General features: G+C 37.8%; 15 protein-coding genes. 6 read left to right on the forward strand and 9 right to left on the reverse strand.

The genetic code is table 11. From position 1 onward, the window contains the following. Window positions 1-27 precede the first annotated feature (27 nt). The 4 genes from EL165_RS16845 to EL165_RS16860 all read right to left on the reverse strand — a co-directional run bounded on the left by EL165_RS16845 (window position 28) and on the right by EL165_RS16860 (window position 5,884). A complete protein-coding gene (locus EL165_RS16845) occupies window positions 28-1,575 on the reverse strand; it encodes a protein adenylyltransferase SelO (protein ID WP_002982414.1) in 1,548 nt (515 codons plus the stop codon). Between the two features lie 75 nt (window positions 1,576-1,650). Next, the gene (locus EL165_RS16850; protein WP_002982417.1) at window positions 1,651-4,029 is read right to left on the reverse strand and encodes a transglycosylase domain-containing protein; all 2,379 of its coding nucleotides are present in this window, start codon (window positions 4,027-4,029) and stop codon (window positions 1,651-1,653) included. A 6-nt stretch (window positions 4,030-4,035) separates the two neighbouring features. Further along, window positions 4,036-4,500, reverse strand: coding sequence for a gliding motility lipoprotein GldH (locus tag EL165_RS16855; protein ID WP_002982420.1), 465 nt, complete (start codon window positions 4,498-4,500; stop codon window positions 4,036-4,038). Then, on the reverse strand, window positions 4,493-5,884 hold the full coding sequence (locus tag EL165_RS16860; RefSeq protein WP_002982422.1) for a PSP1 domain-containing protein: 1,392 nt from the start codon (window positions 5,882-5,884) through the stop codon (window positions 4,493-4,495). The genes EL165_RS16855 and EL165_RS16860 overlap by 8 nt, the downstream gene beginning before the upstream one ends. A gap of 459 nt (window positions 5,885-6,343) precedes the next feature. Between EL165_RS16860 and EL165_RS16865 the strand changes: the two genes are divergently transcribed. From EL165_RS16865 to EL165_RS16885, 5 genes are all read left to right on the forward strand, one after another. Next, window positions 6,344-7,582: an OmpP1/FadL family transporter gene (locus tag EL165_RS16865; protein ID WP_002982425.1), complete on the forward strand. Its 1,239-nt coding sequence runs from the start codon at window positions 6,344-6,346 to the stop codon at window positions 7,580-7,582. Between the two features lie 12 nt (window positions 7,583-7,594). After that, on the forward strand, window positions 7,595-9,157 hold the full coding sequence (locus EL165_RS16870; protein WP_002982428.1) for an SGNH/GDSL hydrolase family protein: 1,563 nt from the start codon (window positions 7,595-7,597) through the stop codon (window positions 9,155-9,157). A gap of 86 nt (window positions 9,158-9,243) precedes the next feature. Further along, a complete protein-coding gene (locus EL165_RS16875; protein WP_002982430.1) occupies window positions 9,244-10,182 on the forward strand; it encodes a ribose-phosphate pyrophosphokinase in 939 nt (312 codons plus the stop codon). Window positions 10,183-10,238: 56 nt separating this feature from the next. After that, a complete protein-coding gene (locus tag EL165_RS16880; RefSeq protein WP_002982433.1) occupies window positions 10,239-10,883 on the forward strand; it encodes a 50S ribosomal protein L25/general stress protein Ctc in 645 nt (214 codons plus the stop codon). Between the two features lie 246 nt (window positions 10,884-11,129). Next, window positions 11,130-12,350, forward strand: coding sequence for a cysteine desulfurase (locus tag EL165_RS16885; protein ID WP_002982436.1), 1,221 nt, complete (start codon window positions 11,130-11,132; stop codon window positions 12,348-12,350). 53 nt (window positions 12,351-12,403) lie between these two features. Here the strand turns inward: EL165_RS16885 and EL165_RS16890 are convergent, their stop codons facing one another. The 5 genes from EL165_RS16890 to hemA form a co-directional block, all read right to left on the reverse strand. Continuing rightward, entirely contained in the window at window positions 12,404-12,529 is a 126-nt protein-coding gene (locus EL165_RS16890) for a hypothetical protein (RefSeq protein ID WP_002982438.1), read from the reverse strand. A gap of 106 nt (window positions 12,530-12,635) precedes the next feature. Beyond that, entirely contained in the window at window positions 12,636-13,667 is a 1,032-nt protein-coding gene (gene hemE / locus EL165_RS16895; RefSeq protein ID WP_002982440.1) for a uroporphyrinogen decarboxylase, read from the reverse strand. 53 nt (window positions 13,668-13,720) lie between these two features. Continuing rightward, on the reverse strand, window positions 13,721-14,404 hold the full coding sequence (locus EL165_RS16900; RefSeq protein ID WP_002982443.1) for a uroporphyrinogen-III synthase: 684 nt from the start codon (window positions 14,402-14,404) through the stop codon (window positions 13,721-13,723). 55 nt (window positions 14,405-14,459) lie between these two features. Beyond that, window positions 14,460-15,368 (reverse strand): hydroxymethylbilane synthase, encoded by a 909-nt coding sequence (gene hemC / locus EL165_RS16905; RefSeq protein ID WP_002982446.1) that lies wholly within the window; start codon window positions 15,366-15,368, stop codon window positions 14,460-14,462. Then, window positions 15,355-16,629, reverse strand: coding sequence for a glutamyl-tRNA reductase (hemA, locus tag EL165_RS16910; protein WP_002982448.1), 1,275 nt, complete (start codon window positions 16,627-16,629; stop codon window positions 15,355-15,357). The genes hemC and hemA overlap by 14 nt, the downstream gene beginning before the upstream one ends. Before the next feature lie 391 nt (window positions 16,630-17,020). Here hemA and EL165_RS16915 point away from each other — a divergent pair, with 391 nt between their 5' ends. Then, window positions 17,021-18,046 carry a rod shape-determining protein gene (locus EL165_RS16915; RefSeq protein ID WP_002982450.1) on the forward strand — a complete coding sequence of 342 codons (1,026 nt, stop codon included), beginning with the start codon at window positions 17,021-17,023 and terminating at the stop codon, window positions 18,044-18,046. Window positions 18,047-18,048: the final 2 nt, after the last annotated feature.

Genomic DNA, 18,048 nt, shown 5'->3' on the forward strand with positions numbered 1-18,048 from the left:
TATTTAATATTTTATGAATATTATTAATTACGAACTGCACGAAAGTGTAGAGCATCCTGCAATGTCATCATAGTCGGATGGCCTTTTGGCAGAAAATTCAGGATATAATTCCCGGTAGGGATTTTCAAGAGCTTTGATAAGTTTTTCCAGCATATCTCTTTTACCGTTGCTAATCTCTTCAATACATTGATAAAGAAGATAATTCCGCAGAATAAATTTTGGATTTGATTTTTCCATCATTGCCAAAGAGGCTTCTTTTGAAATGGAGTTTAATGCTATTCTGGTTTCATAATTACGGATAAAATGTTCAAGTTTAGCTATCTTTTCTTCATTCAGATTAATATTAATATAAGAGATATCTTTAAAATGTTCTATAATATTTGTGTTTTGGTTTATTTTTTCCAGCTGATTGAAAAATAAAGTATAATCCAACTGGAGTTCCTGCATCAACCCCTGCCAGTTGGTGAAAAATTCTTCGTCCTCTTTCTTAAGCTGATCAAAACCGAATTTTTTACAAAGCATCCTGTCATGGGCTTCCCAGAAATAGGTGCCGAAATTATTTAATGTATCTTCTAAAAATTTTTCATTCTTAATTAACGGATGGAGGGCGTTGGCCAGCTGCCAAAGATTCCACTGAGCAATCTGTCCCTGCTTTCCAAATGCATATCTTCTTCCAGGAAGGTCGGTTGTATTGGGTGTGAAATTCAAATCATATTCATCCATCATGGAATAGGGCCCGTAATCAATAGTTAATCCCAGCACTGACATATTATCTGTATTCATAACCCCGTGTACAAAACCTACCCTGAACCATTCAACCATTAAATCAGCCGTTCGGGTGCAGATCCTTTCAAAAAAGTCTTTGTACTTCTTACTGTCAGTGGATGTAATTTCCGGGTAATAATTTTCAATGGTAAAGTCAGCAAGCTCCTGAAGGCTATTGTATTCTCTTTGGGCAGACATCAGTTCAAAATGGCCGAAGCGTAAAAAACTTTCAGCGGTTCTGATTACTACTGCGCCTTTTTCCAGCTCCGGATTTCCGTTATACATGATGTCACGCATTACATCTTCTCCGGTAAAAGCGAGACTGAGTGCTCTTGTAGTAGGAACGCCCAAATGATACATGGCCTCACTCATCAGGTATTCACGGACAGAAGATCTTAATACTGCTCTTCCATCGGCATGTCTGGAGTAAGGTGTGGCTCCTGCACCTTTCCACTGGATTTCTGTCTTTTTTCCTTTCTCATTAGTTATCTCACCTGCCAGAATGGCTCTTCCATCACCAAGCTGCCCTGCCCAGTTTCCGAACTGATGGCCTGCATAAGCTGTAGCATAGGATTGAACATTTTCGGGAAGGTTATTGCCAACCAGAAAGTCCAGGTCTTTATCTTCATATTTTCCCAAACCGATTTCTTCTGATAAGGCTTCGTTAAAAGCGATCAGTTCAGGCTTGTCAAAACCGGCAGGCCGGATAGTGGCAAATAAAACCTTTGGCGTATTTCTTTGCATAGGGTTGTTGGAGAAATCACCGGGAAAATTTTCAATAAATGGCTGTCTGATACGTTCGATATTCATCTTTCAAAGGTATTAATTATAAAAGAAAAGACCTTCCAAATTATTGAAAGGTCTTATGTATTTCTAAAAGAGAATTTATTTATTGAAATCTACTTCATCATTGGTATGAAGATTTTCGTTGATATTATCCTCTTTCTTCTCTGTAGGTTTTTTAGGAGTAGGATCTACCGGTCTTGGATTTTTAATCTCATCGATAGTCTGAAGACTTCCATCGTCTCCATATCCTCCGCCAAGGCCTTTAAGGTTTGAACAGCCGTCTTTCCAGTCTGAAGGTTTAACAAACTTATCATCAGGAGTAACTCCTAAACTCTTGTCTGCCCATACTTTCTTCATGAAAATTGCCCAGATCGGTAATGCCATTCTTGCTCCCTGACCTTCTCCTGTTCCAAAGAAGTGAGTTGCTCTGTCTTCCCATCCAACCCATGCTCCGGTTGCCAGTTTTGGAGTGATTCCCATAAACCATCCATCGGAGTTGTTCTGAGTGGTACCTGTTTTAGCAGCAATTTCTACGGCTTTTGAGATGCCTCTTCTACTAAGCTCTCCGGAAGCAGTTCCGTATTGTGCAACACCTTTCATCAGTTCAATCATGGTGTAGGCGTACATTGGGTTCATTACTTCCTTAGGTTCTACGTTTACTTCCTTGATGACTCTACCGTTGGCATCTTCAATTCTCCAGATCATTTCCGGTTTGTTGTAGTTACCATAGTTGGCAAAAGTACTGTAAGCACCAAGCATTTCGTAAATCGTAATGTCTGATGAACCTAAGGCGATTGTATTGTTTCTTGGAATATCTTCTGTTACTCCCAGATCTCTTGCAGTCTGGATTACAGCATCTACTCCTGTCATTTCAATAAGTCTTGCTGCAACAGGGTTTTGAGAATGTGCCAATGCATCTTTTAAAGTAAGCATTCCTCCTCTTCCCGGTACATGCCATCCGTTATGATCATAAGTTCCGTTAGAAACAGTCGAACAAGGTGTCATTCCCAGCTTCATAATAGCAGTTGCATATACGAAAGGCTTAAAGGTAGATCCTACCTGTCTCTTACCTTGCTTGATGTGGTCATATTGGAAGTGCTGCCAGTCGATACCACCTACCCAGGCTTTGATCTCTCCGGTTCCCGGAACCATAGACATCAGACCTGCCTGTGCAATTTGTTTATGATATCTGATAGAATCCCATGGAGACATTTCCACTTCTTCTTCTCCGTTCCAGGTGAATCGTGAAGTCTTGATAGGCTTCTTGAATTCCATCATAATAGAATCTTCAGGCATTCCGTCTGCTTTCAAAAGCTTATAACGGCCGGTTCTTTTCATCGCCTGAACCATTACATCATTGATCTGCTTGTCAGTAAGATAGTAGAAAGGTCTGTTTTTTCTTCCTCGTTGTTCTGCGTCAAATCTCTTTTGAAGATCTGTTAAGTGTTCCTTGATAGCTTCCTCCGCGTATTTCTGCATTTTAGAATCAAGGGTTACATATATCTTTAAACCGTCCTTGTAAAGGTTCAGCTTCTTTCCAGTTTCTTTTTCGTGAGTTTCAAGATATTTATCAATCTCTTTTCTCAGGTAAAATTTATAATAAGCAGAGTATCCGTCAGTGATGCTCTTGATTGGATGAAAATCCACCTCAATCGGAGTATTAGCTGCCTTTTCGTAAGTTGCAGCATCAATATACCCTGTTTTCTGCATCTGATCCAATACTACATTTCTTCTTTCTTTCGCCTTTTCAGGATATCTGTAAGGATTGTTTTTTCTTGGATTTTCAAGCATGGCTACAAATGTTGCCGCTTCAGGTAATGTAAGTTCAGAAGTTTTCTTGTTAAAGTAAACTCTGGAAGCCATTTCAATACCATTGGCATTGAAAAGGAAATCAAACTTATTGAAATAAAGAGTGATGATTTCTTCCTTAGTATATCTTTTCTCAAGACTTACCGCTACAACCCATTCTTTCAGTTTCTGAAATGCTCTCTGGATTTTATTCTGGGAAGCATTTCCTGTAAAAAGAAGCTTGGCAAGCTGCTGTGTAATCGTAGAACCTCCACCACGTCCACCACCATAAGCGACGGCTCTGGCAACAGAATATAAATCGATTCCTGAGTGTTCTTTGAAACGCTCATCTTCTTTAGCCTGTAGGGCATAAATAAGATAAGGAGGAAGGTCTTTATAAACAATTGGCTGGGTTTTTTCCTTTTCGAATTTACCCAGAGTTACTCCGTCTGAAGAAATGATCTCAGAAGCAACAAAGATATCGGGGTTTTCAAGTTCTTTTACATCAGGCATTTCCCCAAGGAATCCTTGAGAAACTGAAAAGAAAAGTCCTGAAATTCCCAGAACTACTGCAATGAGTCCGATCCAGATAAATGAAACCCATTTTTTCCAGGAGGTATCTTTCTTTTTCTTGGGAGGCAGAGGAAATGTTTTCCCCTTATTTCCTGCATTTTTTTTGTTCTCTTCCATTTATGGTTACGGTTTAGCCGTTTCTATTTTTACACCAATGTCCTCAATTCCAGGAAGGTTGTCGTTTCTCATCGCCTGAATTAAACCGATTTCATACTTTCCTTTTCCCGGAAATTTATAATTTAATTTATACTGAAATAAAGTTTCCTTCGTATCACCAAACCCTGTACCAAGCCATTCTCCGTTTGGTTTTGCCAGTACATAATTCAAGGTATCTGTCTCCTTTTTTTTGTTCTGAAGATTGGTGAAATTCACTATAAACCTTATATTACTGTAAGGATAACTGTTGTTATTTCTTACAACAAATATAATATTTTTAGGATTCTGAGGATCTGAAATTTCAAGATTAAATTTTTGCTCACTTTTCTTATTCCATTTGTTATCAACGGAATTCATTATAACATCTCCTCCTGAGGAAGAGTTACAGCTAAAGAAAAGGATAAGTGAAAGTAATCCTAAAATTTTATGCATTATTATCTTTTTTTGGAGGATATTTCTTTTTGAATTTCTTCTTGTTTGGGTTATTGCCCTGCGGCTTTTTATCAATATCAGCATTACTCACTGCTTTTTCCACAGGTGCTTTTTGCTGTGGTTGCTGCTTCTGGGGTTTAGGCTGATTGGCTGAATGAGCATTTGGGTTCTCGTTTTTCTGAGTCCTTTCCGGTCTTTCCTGTTTCTCCGGTCTGTTTCTTTTTTGTCCCGGCCCCTGGCCCTGTTGATTGTTATTCTGCTTATTCTGGTTGTTTCTGTTCCTGTTTCCTCTGTTCTTCTTTTCAAAACGATCCACATTGTTTTCCTGGATCAGATCAATGGTATGGATAGAAGTTTCAGGTTGTTTCAGATCTTCAAGGGGAAGTGTTTTCTCTCCTCTTTTGTTTTTTGAAATCAGCTTTTTAACAAGGTCAATATCGAAATCATACCATGCGATAGAACTGTCTACATAAGCAAACCACATTTTCTTTTTGAAAACATCGATTTTAATGCAGAATGCTTTTCCTTTTTCAGTTTCCAACGTTGTTGAAGAAGAAGGGAAGTTGCTGAGTGCGTCCAGGTAGCTGTCCAGTTCATAGTTCAGGCAGCATTTAAGCTTACCACACTGTCCTGCCAGTTTCTGAGGATTGATACTTAATTGCTGATATCTTGCCACATTGGTGTTTACAGATCTGAAATCTGTAAGCCATGTAGAACAGCAAAGTTCACGCCCGCAAGATCCGATTCCGCCCACTTTGGCTGCCTCCTGTCTGAAACCGATTTGTTTCATGTCGATTTTAGTACGGAAAGCTCCGGCGTAATCTTTAATTAACTGTCTGAAGTCCACACGGTTATCAGCGGTGTAATAAAAGGTGATTTTTGAAGCATCACCCTGATATTCCACATCAGTAACTTTCATTTCAAGGCCTAATCTCTGGGCAATTTTTCTTGCTTCGAGCTTTACCCCGTCTTCTTTTTTTCTTGCTTCCTGCCATACCTCAAGATCTTTTTGGTTGGCCTGTCTGTATATTTTAAGTGCTGATTCTTCAGAAAACTTTTTCTTTTTCATCTGAATCTTTACTAATTCTCCCGTAAGGCTTACCACGCCTACATCGTGTCCCGGACTTGATTCTACTGTAACTACACTACCGATATGTAAAGGAATATTATTTACATTCTTATAAAACGATTTTCTGTCATTTTTAAATCTAACTTCTACAAAATCACACCTGTTTGGTGCCGGATTGTTGATGTTAGAAAGCCAGTCAAAAACACTTAATTTATAACTATTCCCGCAGGTATTTACATTTTCACAGCCATTTGCGGTTTTCTTAGGGCCGCAAGAATGTGCAGAATCGCCGGATGTTTTACATCCACAACTCATAGTACTATTGTTTATTTATAATCTGCAAATTTATGTATTTTTATCTTTATGCGATTCTAAAATACTCAAATAACCTGAATTCAGGTTAAAACATTTCTGTATTTTGAGTAAAAATGAATGCTAAAGGCCGGACAAAGCCTTTATGCAGAATAAAACAGATGTGCTAAATTCATTACTTTTCAATTACTGTTTAATTTAACATTTATTATCATTTTGTTTTTACATAGGGGTTTTTAGAGCATTATAACTTGATGGTTAAACATTTGTTTAAAATTAAACAATATGAATACTGTAGATTTTGTATTGTTTTAAATGTTTAATAATAAGTCTTTTATAGTTTGTTTTCTGTAATATATTATTTCAAACATAGTTTTCTTTTGGGATATTGTTTAAAATATTGGCAAATATTAACAGATGTATTCAAAATAATTTTATATTTGGCTTATATAATAATAGTCTATGAAAAAAATATTAGTATCAACTGCTTTATTGGCGGGCGTTCTATCTTACGCAGGAGGCTTCAGAGTTTCCCTGCAGGGGGTAAAACAATTGGCAATGGCGCATACTAGTGCTCATGCTGAAGATGCGAGTGTGACATTCTTTAACCCGGCGGGTATGTCATTTATCCCTTCCAAACTGAGTGTAGTGGCAGGAGGGTTTGCTGCAAGTAACAAGGTTACTTTTCAGAATTTCAACACTTTACAAAGTGCAGAAACAGATAACCCTGTAGGAACTCCTTTTTACGCAGCGATTACTTATAGACCCATAGAAAAACTTACCGTAGGTCTTAGTGTTACCACACCTTTTGGAAGTACAATCAAATGGCCTGATAACTGGGAAGGTAAAGAATTGGTACAGAAGCTGGAGCTGAAGAGTTTTTACTTCCAGCCTATGGTTTCTGTGAAGCTGGCTCCGTGGCTTGCTTTCGGGGCAAGCTATATCTATGCACGAGGAGTGGTAGATTGGGATAAAGCTGTTACTCAATTTGATGGGAAAGTTAACATCAATGATAAAAAAGCAAGCGGACACGGGTATGGTTTCGGTTTCTATTTCAGACCTGATCCTAAGTTAGATGTAAGTATTGCTTACCGTTCACCGGTAGATATGAAAGCTAAAAACGGAACTGCTTCCTTCCAGTTCCCGTCACAATCTGTTTATAATCAGCTAAGATTGAATGCGGCCGGGCAAGATGGTTTTTCAGCAACACTTCCACTGGTTGAAGAATATACTATTGGTTTAACTTATAAAGTTACACCAAAGTGGCAGGTTTCTGCAGACTTTAACTATCATGGATGGGAGAGATATAGTAAGCTGACATTGGATTTTGATAATGCACCTATCGGAAACAATCCGTCAGACCCAACAATTCTTACCAATCCTAAGAATTTCAAAAACTCCAAAACATTCAGACTGGGAACTCAATATGCGTTCACGAATATGATCTACGGACGTTTGGGAGCTTATTATGATGAAGCACCTTATACTACTGATAACTTTATTCCGGAGACACCTTCATACGATACTTATGTGGTTACAGGTGGGGTAGGTTTCAAACTGAAACAATTCGGAATTGATATAGCAGGAGGATATGCAATGCCTCAGTACAGAAAGGTAAACAACGCTAATATTGGACTTAACGGACAGTCTAAAGCAACAGCTTTCTACCTGGGCTTAGGTTTCTCATATAATCCATTTTAATTTTAGAAGACTATGAAAAAAATTATAATATCGACAATTGCAGTTTCTGCACTTCTTTTTACGGTAACAAGCTGTAATACGGATTTCGATACGGATGTGAGAGATATCCCGGTAACAAAAGGAGATGCTGATTTTACAAAATACATATCACTGGGAAATTCCCTTACTTCCGGATACCGCGATGGCGCCCTGTACAGCAGCGGCCAGAATGAATCGTATCCAAGCATGATTGCTGCGCAGATGAAGCTTGCTGGTGGAGGAGACTTTAAACAACCGTTGATGCCTAATGATGTAGGTGGATTCAATAATCTTCCGGGATTTGCCGGAAAACTAACCCTACAGGTGGTTAACGGGTCTTTATCTCCGGTTCCAAGTGCTCCTGCGGCTGCATTAGATATTTTATCCGGTGGGGGTACCTATAATAATATGGGTGTACCTGGTGCAAAATCATTCCACTTGGTGGCTCCGGGTTATGGTAGCCAGGCAGGCCTTGCAACAGGAACAGCTAATCCTTATTTTGTAAGATTTGCTTCTTCCGCTACAACAAGTGTGTTGGCTGATGCTATGGCTCAAAAAGCGACATTCTTCTCTCTTTGGATAGGAAATAATGATGTATTGTCCTACGCAACCAATGGAGGTACAAATTCCCAGACAGTAGGAGGAGTTACAACTTATACGCCTGCTACGGTTCAGACAGGAAATACAAATCCTACAACTTATAGATCAAATGATATTTCTGATCCTGCACTTGTTGCCGGCTCTATTAAAGCAATCTTAGATGGTCTGAAAAGTGTGGGAACAACGAAAGGTGTTATTGCTAACATTCCTTCAGTTACTTCCGTACCTTTTTTCACTACGGTTCCATATAACCCTTTAACACCTGCTGCTTTAGGATCAAATTTGACAACTCTTAATACAAGTCTGTACGGACCTTTGAAACAAGCACTTACCGCTTTTGGTGCAGGAGATAGAATTAATTTACTTTCTGCAACAGGTCCGAATCCGGTTCTGATTAAAGATGTTGCGCTTACAGATTTATCGGCACAGCTTACGGTTGCACTTACTCCTTCTTTAGGATTACCTACCGCTACAGCTTTTGGTCAGATCTTCGGTCAGGCAAGACAAGCAACGCCGGATGATTATATTTTACTTACGACAAGCTCTGTAATTGGAAGTACTGCGGCAGGAGTTCCTGCTCCGGTAAATGTTTATGGAATTTCTTACCCGCTACAAAACCAGCATGTATTAACAAAAACAGAAGCTGGTTATGTGAAAACCGCAACAAATGCATATAATGCTTCCATAAAATCACTTGCAGATTCCTATGGACTTGCATTTGTAGATGCAAATTCCAAGATGGTTGAATTGAATGCCCAGTCAGGAATTTTATTTGACGGTGTAAGATATACTGCGAAATTTGTAACAGGAGGAGCTTTCTCTTTAGATGGAGTTCACCTTACAGGACGTGGATACGGAATTGTGGCTAATGAATTTATTAAGTCTATCAATGCCAAATACAACTCTACGCTTCCGCAGGTAGATCCAAACAAATATTCAGGAGTTAAATTCCCTTAATAATTGATAAAATAAAAACTTAGAAACCACAGGAGTAAATCTTGTGGTTTTTTTTTTAAATTTGCAAAATCTTTTAAAAAGTAAAAATGGCCGATCAGTTAAGTTATCTATTTTGTACAAGAACCAGCAGGGACTTGGCAGAGAAAATTGCCCAGAATTATGGGAAAGAATTAGGAAAAATCAACTTTCAGGAGTTCAGCGACGGGGAATTTGAACCTGTTTTGGACGAATCTGTAAGAGGAGGAAGAGTTTTCCTGATTGGATCTACATTCCCTCCTGCAGACAATCTTTTGGAACTTCTTCTAATGATTGATGCAGCAAAAAGAGCTTCTGCAAAGAGCATTACCGTAGTAATCCCTTACTTCGGACTTGCCAGACAAGACAGAAAAGACAAACCAAGGGCGCCGATCGGTGCAAAATTAGTTGCCAACCTTCTTACTGCAGCAGGAGCAACAAGAATCATGACTATGGATCTTCACGCAGATCAGATTCAGGGATTCTTCGAAATTCCGGTGGATCATCTTTATGCTTCAACTATTTTCGTAGACTATATCAGATCTCTGAACCTTGATAATCTTACCATTGCTTCTCCGGATATGGGAGGTGCAAAAAGAGCTAAGAACTACGCAGGTCACTTAGGTGCTGAAGTGGTAATTGCTTATAAAGAAAGAAAAAAGGCAAATGTTGTAGAAGAAATGTTCCTTATCGGTGATGTTACAGGTAAGAACGTAATCCTTATTGATGATATGATTGATACTGCAGGTACACTTTGTAAAGCAGCAGATATCTTAATTGAAAAAGGAGCAAAAACAGTAAGAGCTATGGCAACTCACGGAGTGCTTTCAGGAAAGGCTTACGAGAATATTGAGAACTCAAAAATTCTGGAAGTTATTGTAACTGACTCAATTCCTGTTAAAAATAATTTGTCATCTAAAATAAAAGTACTATCTTGCGCCCCATTATTTGCAGACGTTATGACTATGGTTCATGAGCACAAATCAATTAGTAGTAAATTTGTTATTTAATTGATTTTAAGCGGGTTGAAAATTAAAATGAGAACAATTTTTTAAATTTTTTATAAATGAAATCTATTACAATTCAAGGTACAAAAAGAGAAAGCGTGGGCAAAAAGTCTACAAAAGCTTTACGTGATGCTGAATTAGTTCCTTGTGTTGTTTATGGAGGTGGAGCTCCTTTGAACTTCTCTGCTGAAGAGAAAGCTTTCAAAGGTCTAGTATACACTCCTGAAGCACACACGGTATCTATTGAAGTTGACGGAAAAACAATTCCAGCTGTTCTTCAGGACATCCAGTTTCACCCAATCACAGACAAAATTCTTCACGCTGATTTCTATCAGTTATCAGACGATAAGCCAGTTATCATGGAAGTTCCGGTAAGAATTACAGGACGTTCTAAAGGTGTTGTTGCTGGTGGTGTTTTACGTCAGTCTTTCAGAAAACTAAAAGTAAAAGCTATCCCTGCTAACCTACCTGACGAAATCGTTGTAGATGTTACTCCATTAAGAATTGGTAACAAACTTTACATCGGTGGTATCAAAACAGAAGGATATTCTTTCATGCACCCGGACAACGCAGTAGTAGTAGCTGTTAAGATGTCTAGAAATGCAATGAAAGGAGGTGCAGCTGCAATGGATGATGAAGATGAAGAAGAAGTTGCAACTGAAGAAGGAGCAGCTCCTGAAGCAGCAGAAACAGCAGCAGAATAAGAATTGCTTATTTAAACAATATAGAAACCCGTCAATTTTTGACGGGTTTTTTTGTTTGGAATAAATCTTTAAACCTCAGATGAATCATCTTCACTATTTTTCTTTAATATACTGTCTTCATTATAACTCATTGAATATTTCTATCAACTGACAACTATCAGCCGTCAACCTCATGCTTCCTTTCGGAAAAAAAGCCGTAAATTTGAAGAGTTCTAAATAAGAACGTTTTAATTAAAAAATAAATAAATGTTTGACATTCAGGAAATAAGAAGCCAGTTTTCTATACTGGACAGAGAAGTGAACGGTAAACCGCTGGTTTATCTGGATAATGCAGCTACATCTCAAAAACCAAATTCAGTTTTGGAAGTCTGTCACGCATATTATACAGAACTTAATGCTAATGTTCACAGAGGAATTCATACCCTGAGCCAGCTGGCAACAGAAGAAATGGAGCTTTCAAGAAGGAAAATCCAGAAATTCATTAATGCTGAACAAGATTTTGAAGTAATCTTTACAAAAGGAACCACGGAAGGATTAAACCTCATCGCTTATATTTTAACCCAGAAACTGAAGAAAGATGATGAGATCATCATTTCATATCTGGAGCACCATTCCAATATTGTCCCATGGCAGATGCTTTGTGAAAGAACCGGGGCAAAACTGCGTGTGATTCCTATTGATGAAAACGGAATCCTTCAGATGGATCGTTTTGATCAGTTTTTAAGTGAAAAAACGAAGGTTGTTTCTGTCAATCAGGTTTCCAATGCATTGGGAATTGTAAACCCTGTTGAGGAGATTATTGCAAAGACAAGAAAAAATACTGATGCCTATATCGTTATTGACGGGGCACAGTCTGCTCCGCATTTCAATATTGATGTTCAGAAGCTGGATTGTGATTTCTTTGTATTCTCTGGTCATAAAATGTATGCTCCTATGGGTACAGGTGTTTTATATGGAAAGCGTGAAATCCTGGAAGCTTTGCCGCCATTCCATGGAGGAGGTGAGATGATTGCAACATGTTCTTTCGAAGGAACCACTTATGCAGGTCTTCCATTTAAATATGAAGCAGGAACACCGAACGTAGGTGGAAATATTGCTTTAGGAGCCGCTGTTGACTTTATAAACAGAATAGGTCATACCAATATTCAGAATCATGAAAACGCTTTATTGGAATATGCCCAAAGACAGCTTTTGGAATTAGAGGGTATTAAGATCTATGGTGAAAAAGCAAAGAGAACCGGAGTTGTTTCCTTTAATCTTGAGGGAGTGGGGATTGCCTCTGATGTAGGAATGATCCTTGATAAAATGGGAATTGCTGTAAGAACAGGGCATCACTGTACACAACCTATTATGGATTTCTTTAATATTGCGGGAACGGTAAGAGCGAGTTTTGCTGTTTACAATACTTTCGAAGAAATTGATATTTTAGTTGAAGGAGTTAAAAAAGCTCAGAGAATGTTGAGCTAACCAATACAATATTACTTATATAAATTAAAGCAGCTGTTAAGCTGCTTTTTTTATTAGTCTATCGGAACACAGTAACAATGGCCATCAATAATAACCTGGTAATATCCAATAGCACACTCAAGGCAGATTTCTCCTCCTGCCATAATACTTTTCATTTTGTCTTTGTTTAATTTTTTCATAGGATGTGATTTAAAGTGTTAATAATCAAAGGTAAATAAAATTAATTACAATAAAAAAGCCCTGTTAACGGATAACAAGGCTATTATGTTTTTTAAGAGAATAATCTTATAAAGTCGGTTTCCAGTCTACTACAGCTCTGATGAATGCCTCAGCATTTTCTACAGGAACATTAGGAAGAATTCCGTGTCCTAAGTTTGCAATATATCTGTCTTTTCCGAAACGGTTAATCATTTCATTTACCATTTTTTTGATGGTTTCAGGAGTCGAATGAAGCCTTGCAGGGTCAAAATTCCCCTGAAGCGTCATTGTATGATTAGTCAGCGTTCTTGCGAATTCCGGCTTAATAGTCCAGTCTACACCAAGTGCAGAAGCTTTGGACATCGTCATATCTTCCAAAGCAAACCAGCATCCTTTCCCAAATACTACGACATGGGTAAGCGGACTTAATGCCTCAATAATCTGGTCAATATACTGCCATGAGAACTCCTGATAATCCGTAGGAGAAAGCATGCCTCCCCACGAATCAAAAACCTGTACTGCAGAAACTCCTTTTTCTACTTTTCTTTTTAGATAAGCAATCGTAGTATCAGTGATTTTTTGCAGTAATAAATGAGCAGCTTCAGGCTGCTGGAAACAGAAAGATTTTGCAATATCAAACGCTTTACTTCCTTTTCCTTCTACACAGTAGCAAAGAATAGTCCATGGAGAACCGGCAAAACCGATCAATGGAATATCATTGTCCAGCTTCTGAAGTGTAAGTTCAATAGCATCAAAAACGTAACCTAAAGTGTCATTCACATCCGGAGTTTCAATATTCTGAACCTGTTCCATCGTTCTGATAGGAGTATCTAACCATGGTCCAACGGATTCTTTCATTTTGAAATCAATTCCCATTGCCTGTGGAACTACCAGGATATCAGAAAACAGAATCGCAGCATCCAAAGGAAATCTGCGGATAGGCTGCAGCGTAATTTCAGCGGCAAGTTCAGGAGTCTGACATCTTGTAAAGAAATCATACTGATCTCTTAAAGCAATGAATTCCGGCAGATATCTTCCAGCCTGCCTCATCATCCAGACAGGAGGTCTTTCAACGGTTTCTCCGCGAAGTGCTTTTAAATATAGGTCGTTTTTAATCATAATCTTTTTAAATAATAGTACCGGCAATATGTCATATGTCGGTAACAGGTATTCTAAATCCTGCTTTTGATCTCTTTTCTTATCAATGCAAAGATGGAGCTCAGCGTATTTTCTTCAGAAGTAAAAATTTCTTCCTGCGTATACGTTCTGAGCTCACCGGAAGTGGTTTCGCCAATTGAAAAAAGTTTCATTCCTTCCAGTGAATTTCGCTTTGCAAAACTACGAACTCCGCTCGGACTAAAAAATACCGCAGCATGATATTTTTCAGTTATTACAGGATTGATTTCCTCAGTGTTGTAAATCGTAACTTTTTTGTATTTAATGTTTTGAAGCGGAAGATCTTTATCCAAAACATTGATGGCAAGATTACCGCAGAAATGAAGAAACTGCTCATGCTGGCATTTTCCTATAATAAATCTGGAAAGCGTTTCAGCATTTTTCAACACCTTAAATGTACCAAAGCCATGTTTTCTTAATTCTCTCTTTGTCTTTTCGCCTACACAATAGATCTTATTGTAGTTTTTTGCAGTAAAATCCTCATTGGGTCTAAACCTGTTTTTAAAAAAAGCTGTAACACCATTGACGCTGGTAAAAATCAGAGAGTAATTTTTCAGATCAAAAGGACTGATCATGATAGGATTGGTCTTAATCACCTCAACACAGTCAACCAAAATATCCTCTCCTAATTCTTTGGATATAATAGATGGGTCTATATTTTTGGTAAATAAGATTTTCATGTCTGTAAAATTAAGAAGATGAAAAAGAACAGGTAAGAATCTACAATCTGAAATATCAGATCTGGCTTTTGATTTCGGCCATTAATTCTTTTCCTCCGTTTTCAAGAACTACTTTTGCATACTTTTCTCCGAAATTCTCAGCTGGAGTATAGACAAAGTTTTCATCTACAGCGATGCAGTTTTTTCCATCCAGAGAGCAAAGTGCAGCTTTGAATCGGATCTGATCGCCAATGATTTCTGCAAAAGCTCCGATAGGAGCAGTACAACCTCCTTCTAAAGTGCTCAGGAAGTTTCTTTCTATTTCTACACAGATCTGAGTCTCCTGGTGATTGATCTGGCGTACAATTTCATTGATCTCCGGTTTGTCAGTATGTCCGGCTACGGAAATAACCCCTTGTGACGGAGCAGAGATCATTAATGGAAGCATCTCATAATCGATTTCCATTTTCATTCTTTTAATTCCTGCAAGAGACAGAATTGTTGCATCAAAATCTCCTTCCTCCAGTTTTTGAAGCCTGGTCTGAATATTTCCACGGATATCCGAAAATTCAGCAGTAGGATAATTTCTCAGCCAGAAAGCTCTTCTTCTCAAACTGCTGGTTGCCAGTTTAAGTTCATGAAACTCTTTATTTCTCGAAGATTCTTTTCTGATCAGAATATCCTGCGGATAATCCCTTTCCAGGTAAGCAATCATCTCAATATTCTGAGGCAATTGGGTTGGAACGTCTTTTAAGGAATGTACCGCAATGTCAATCTCATCATTCAATAAGGCAATATCAAGGTCTCTTGTGAAAACCCCGGTAATTCCTAAAGAATAAAGTGGTTGATTAAGGTTCTTATCGCCGGAAGAAACGATAGGAACAATTTCCGTTAAATAATTATTGTTCTGAAGGTGCCTCGCAACCTCTCTAGCCTGCCAAAGTGCAAGTGCGGAATTTCTCGTTCCGATTCTAATGCTTTTCATTGAATTCGTTGTTTGGTTGTTCAACTAATATTTCGTGCATTAATTTACTAATTTCTTCGGCTTTTAAAGGGTTATCGATGATATATTTTGCAAAACGGTTGGTGATTTTCTGGATCATTTTGTCAGAAAGTTCCATATCCGTGATATTTATGTATTTATTCTTTTTATAAAAATTATGCATTTCATTGCGTTCCATGTTCTTTAAAACCGCTTTGAAATGATGAATATTAGGTGCCAGTTTTCTCTTTTTCTCCCATTCAATAAAATCTTTCATCAGCTCCTTTATGATTTTTTCAGCTTTCGGAATTTCTTTTTCGCGTTGCTGAATGGTTTCCTGGATCTGTTTTGAAAGCTCATCTACATCTATTAAGGTTACATTTTTATTTTCTGTAACATTCTTTTCAACGTTATGAGGAATAGAAAGGTCAATAACAAGCGTTTCTTTTCCGTTCGGGAAATGTGACTGGTTGACAATAGGATGCTTGGCCCCTGTTGCCACAATAAGAATGTCAGTATTTTTTAATTCCTGTTCAAAATCAGAATAATCAACGTGAGGAATATTATATTTCTGGGAAATCTTTTCAGCTTTCTCCTGAGTTCTGTTGGCAATTTTAATTTTTGGCTGATAAACATGCTTTACCAGATTCTCAACCGTATTTTGTCCTATTTCACCTACTCCCAAAAGAAGAATGTTTTTTTCAGCAATTCTTTTCTGGCTGTTCAGAATATAATGAACTGCCGCATAAGATACTGATGCCGCTCCATTGGAAATACCGGTTTCGTTTTTTATTCTTTTCGAAATCTGAATAGCCGCATTGATGGCTCTCTCCAGGTAAGGATTCGAATTTTGTCTTTCTTTTTTGAAACGGTTGTATGCTTTTTTAATCTGTCCGATGATTTCAAAATCACCAATAATCTGGCTTTCAAGGCCGGCTGCTACCCTGAAAAGATGAATCAGGGCTTCCTCTTTCGTAAGAATATTGGCAAACTGAAGAAAATCAGTAAGCTGTACTCCGATGGTTTTGCAATATTCTTCAGCAACTAAAAGATAATTGGGAGAAGTAGTATAAATCTCAGTTCTGTTACAGGTAGAAACCACAAATGCATCTCCAAGATCTTCCTGGTGGACCCTGGAAACAAAGTTTTTGATGTTCTCATCAAAGAATGCAAACTTTCCTCTTGTTTCTACGTCGGCTTTCTCGTAGCTTATTGAAAGCACGGCGAAATTTGACGTTTGATGAATATTGGAATACTGTAACATAAGCAGTCGCAAATTTACGATTTTTTTAATTAACCTATCTCAGATAGTATATATGATAATTATCGTAAAAAACTATAAAAGCGAATGTCATAAAAGGCAAAACTGTAAAATGGCATAATTGATATTGTATAGAAAGTTTTTACTGTTTTTAAGTTTTATTTCTGTCTTCATTGTTGTGCTTTCTTAGTCTTTCTACCCTTTTGCTATTTCGCTTTTCAGCCCTTTTAACACTCCATGAATTTTAGTTGAACTCAAAGTCTGTAAACCTCTAAATTGAAAGTTAATAAAGAATTATAAATTTTAATAAAATTTTAACCAAATTAAGTTGGTGGGAAATTTCTTTAGTAGTGTTAAATTTATATCTTTGTAAACTTAAAATCAGAAGAAAAATATGAGTTTATTTGATATGTTTACGCAAGAAATTGCGATAGACCTTGGAACTGCTAATACCCTAATCATCCATAATAATAAAATTGTTATTGATCAACCTTCAATTGTTGCAATTGAACGTTCATCGGGTAAGCCGATTGCCGTCGGAGAGCAGGCTAAACATATGCAGGGTAAAACTCATGAGGATATCAAAACCATCCGTCCTTTGAAAGATGGGGTTATTGCTGATTTCCATGCTTCTGAACACATGATTAAGGAGTTTATCAAAAAAATTCCTGGCATCAAAGGTAAATTCATCCAACCGGCATTACGAATTGTAATCTGTATCCCTTCTGGTATCACTGAAGTTGAAAAAAGAGCGGTAAGAGACTCTGCTCAAAAAGTAAATGCAAAAGAAGTAAGGCTTATTTATGAGCCAATGGCAGCGGCAATAGGAGTAGGTATTGATGTACAAAAGCCTGAAGGAAATATGATCATCGATATAGGTGGAGGTACTACGGAAATTGCTGTAGTAGCTTTAGGTGGTATCGTATGTGATAAGTCTGTAAAGATTGCAGGAGACGTGTTTACCAATGATATTGCTTATTACTTAAGAACTCACCATAACCTTTATATCGGAGAAAGAACAGCTGAAAGAATCAAAATCGAAGTAGGTTCTGCAGTAGAAGATCTTGATGTAGATATCGAAGACATCCCGGTACAAGGTAGAGACCTTATCACAGGGAAGCCTAAAGAAATTATGGTTGGATACAAAGAGATTGCACGTGCATTAGACAAATCTATCATCAGAATTGAAGATGCCGTAATGGAAACCCTTTCTCTTACACCACCGGAGCTGGCAGCTGATATTTACAAAACAGGTATTTATCTTGCCGGAGGAGGAGCATTATTAAGAGGCCTTGCGGACAGAATCCACAAAAAGACAGGTCTTCCTGTATTTGTTGCTGAAGATCCGTTGAGAGCTGTAGTTCGCGGAACAGGTATTGCGCTTAAGAATATGGATAAGTTCAATTTCTTAATTAAATAATT

This window comes from Chryseobacterium gleum (genome assembly GCF_900636535.1).
GTDB classification, from domain to species: domain Bacteria; phylum Bacteroidota; class Bacteroidia; order Flavobacteriales; family Weeksellaceae; genus Chryseobacterium; species Chryseobacterium gleum.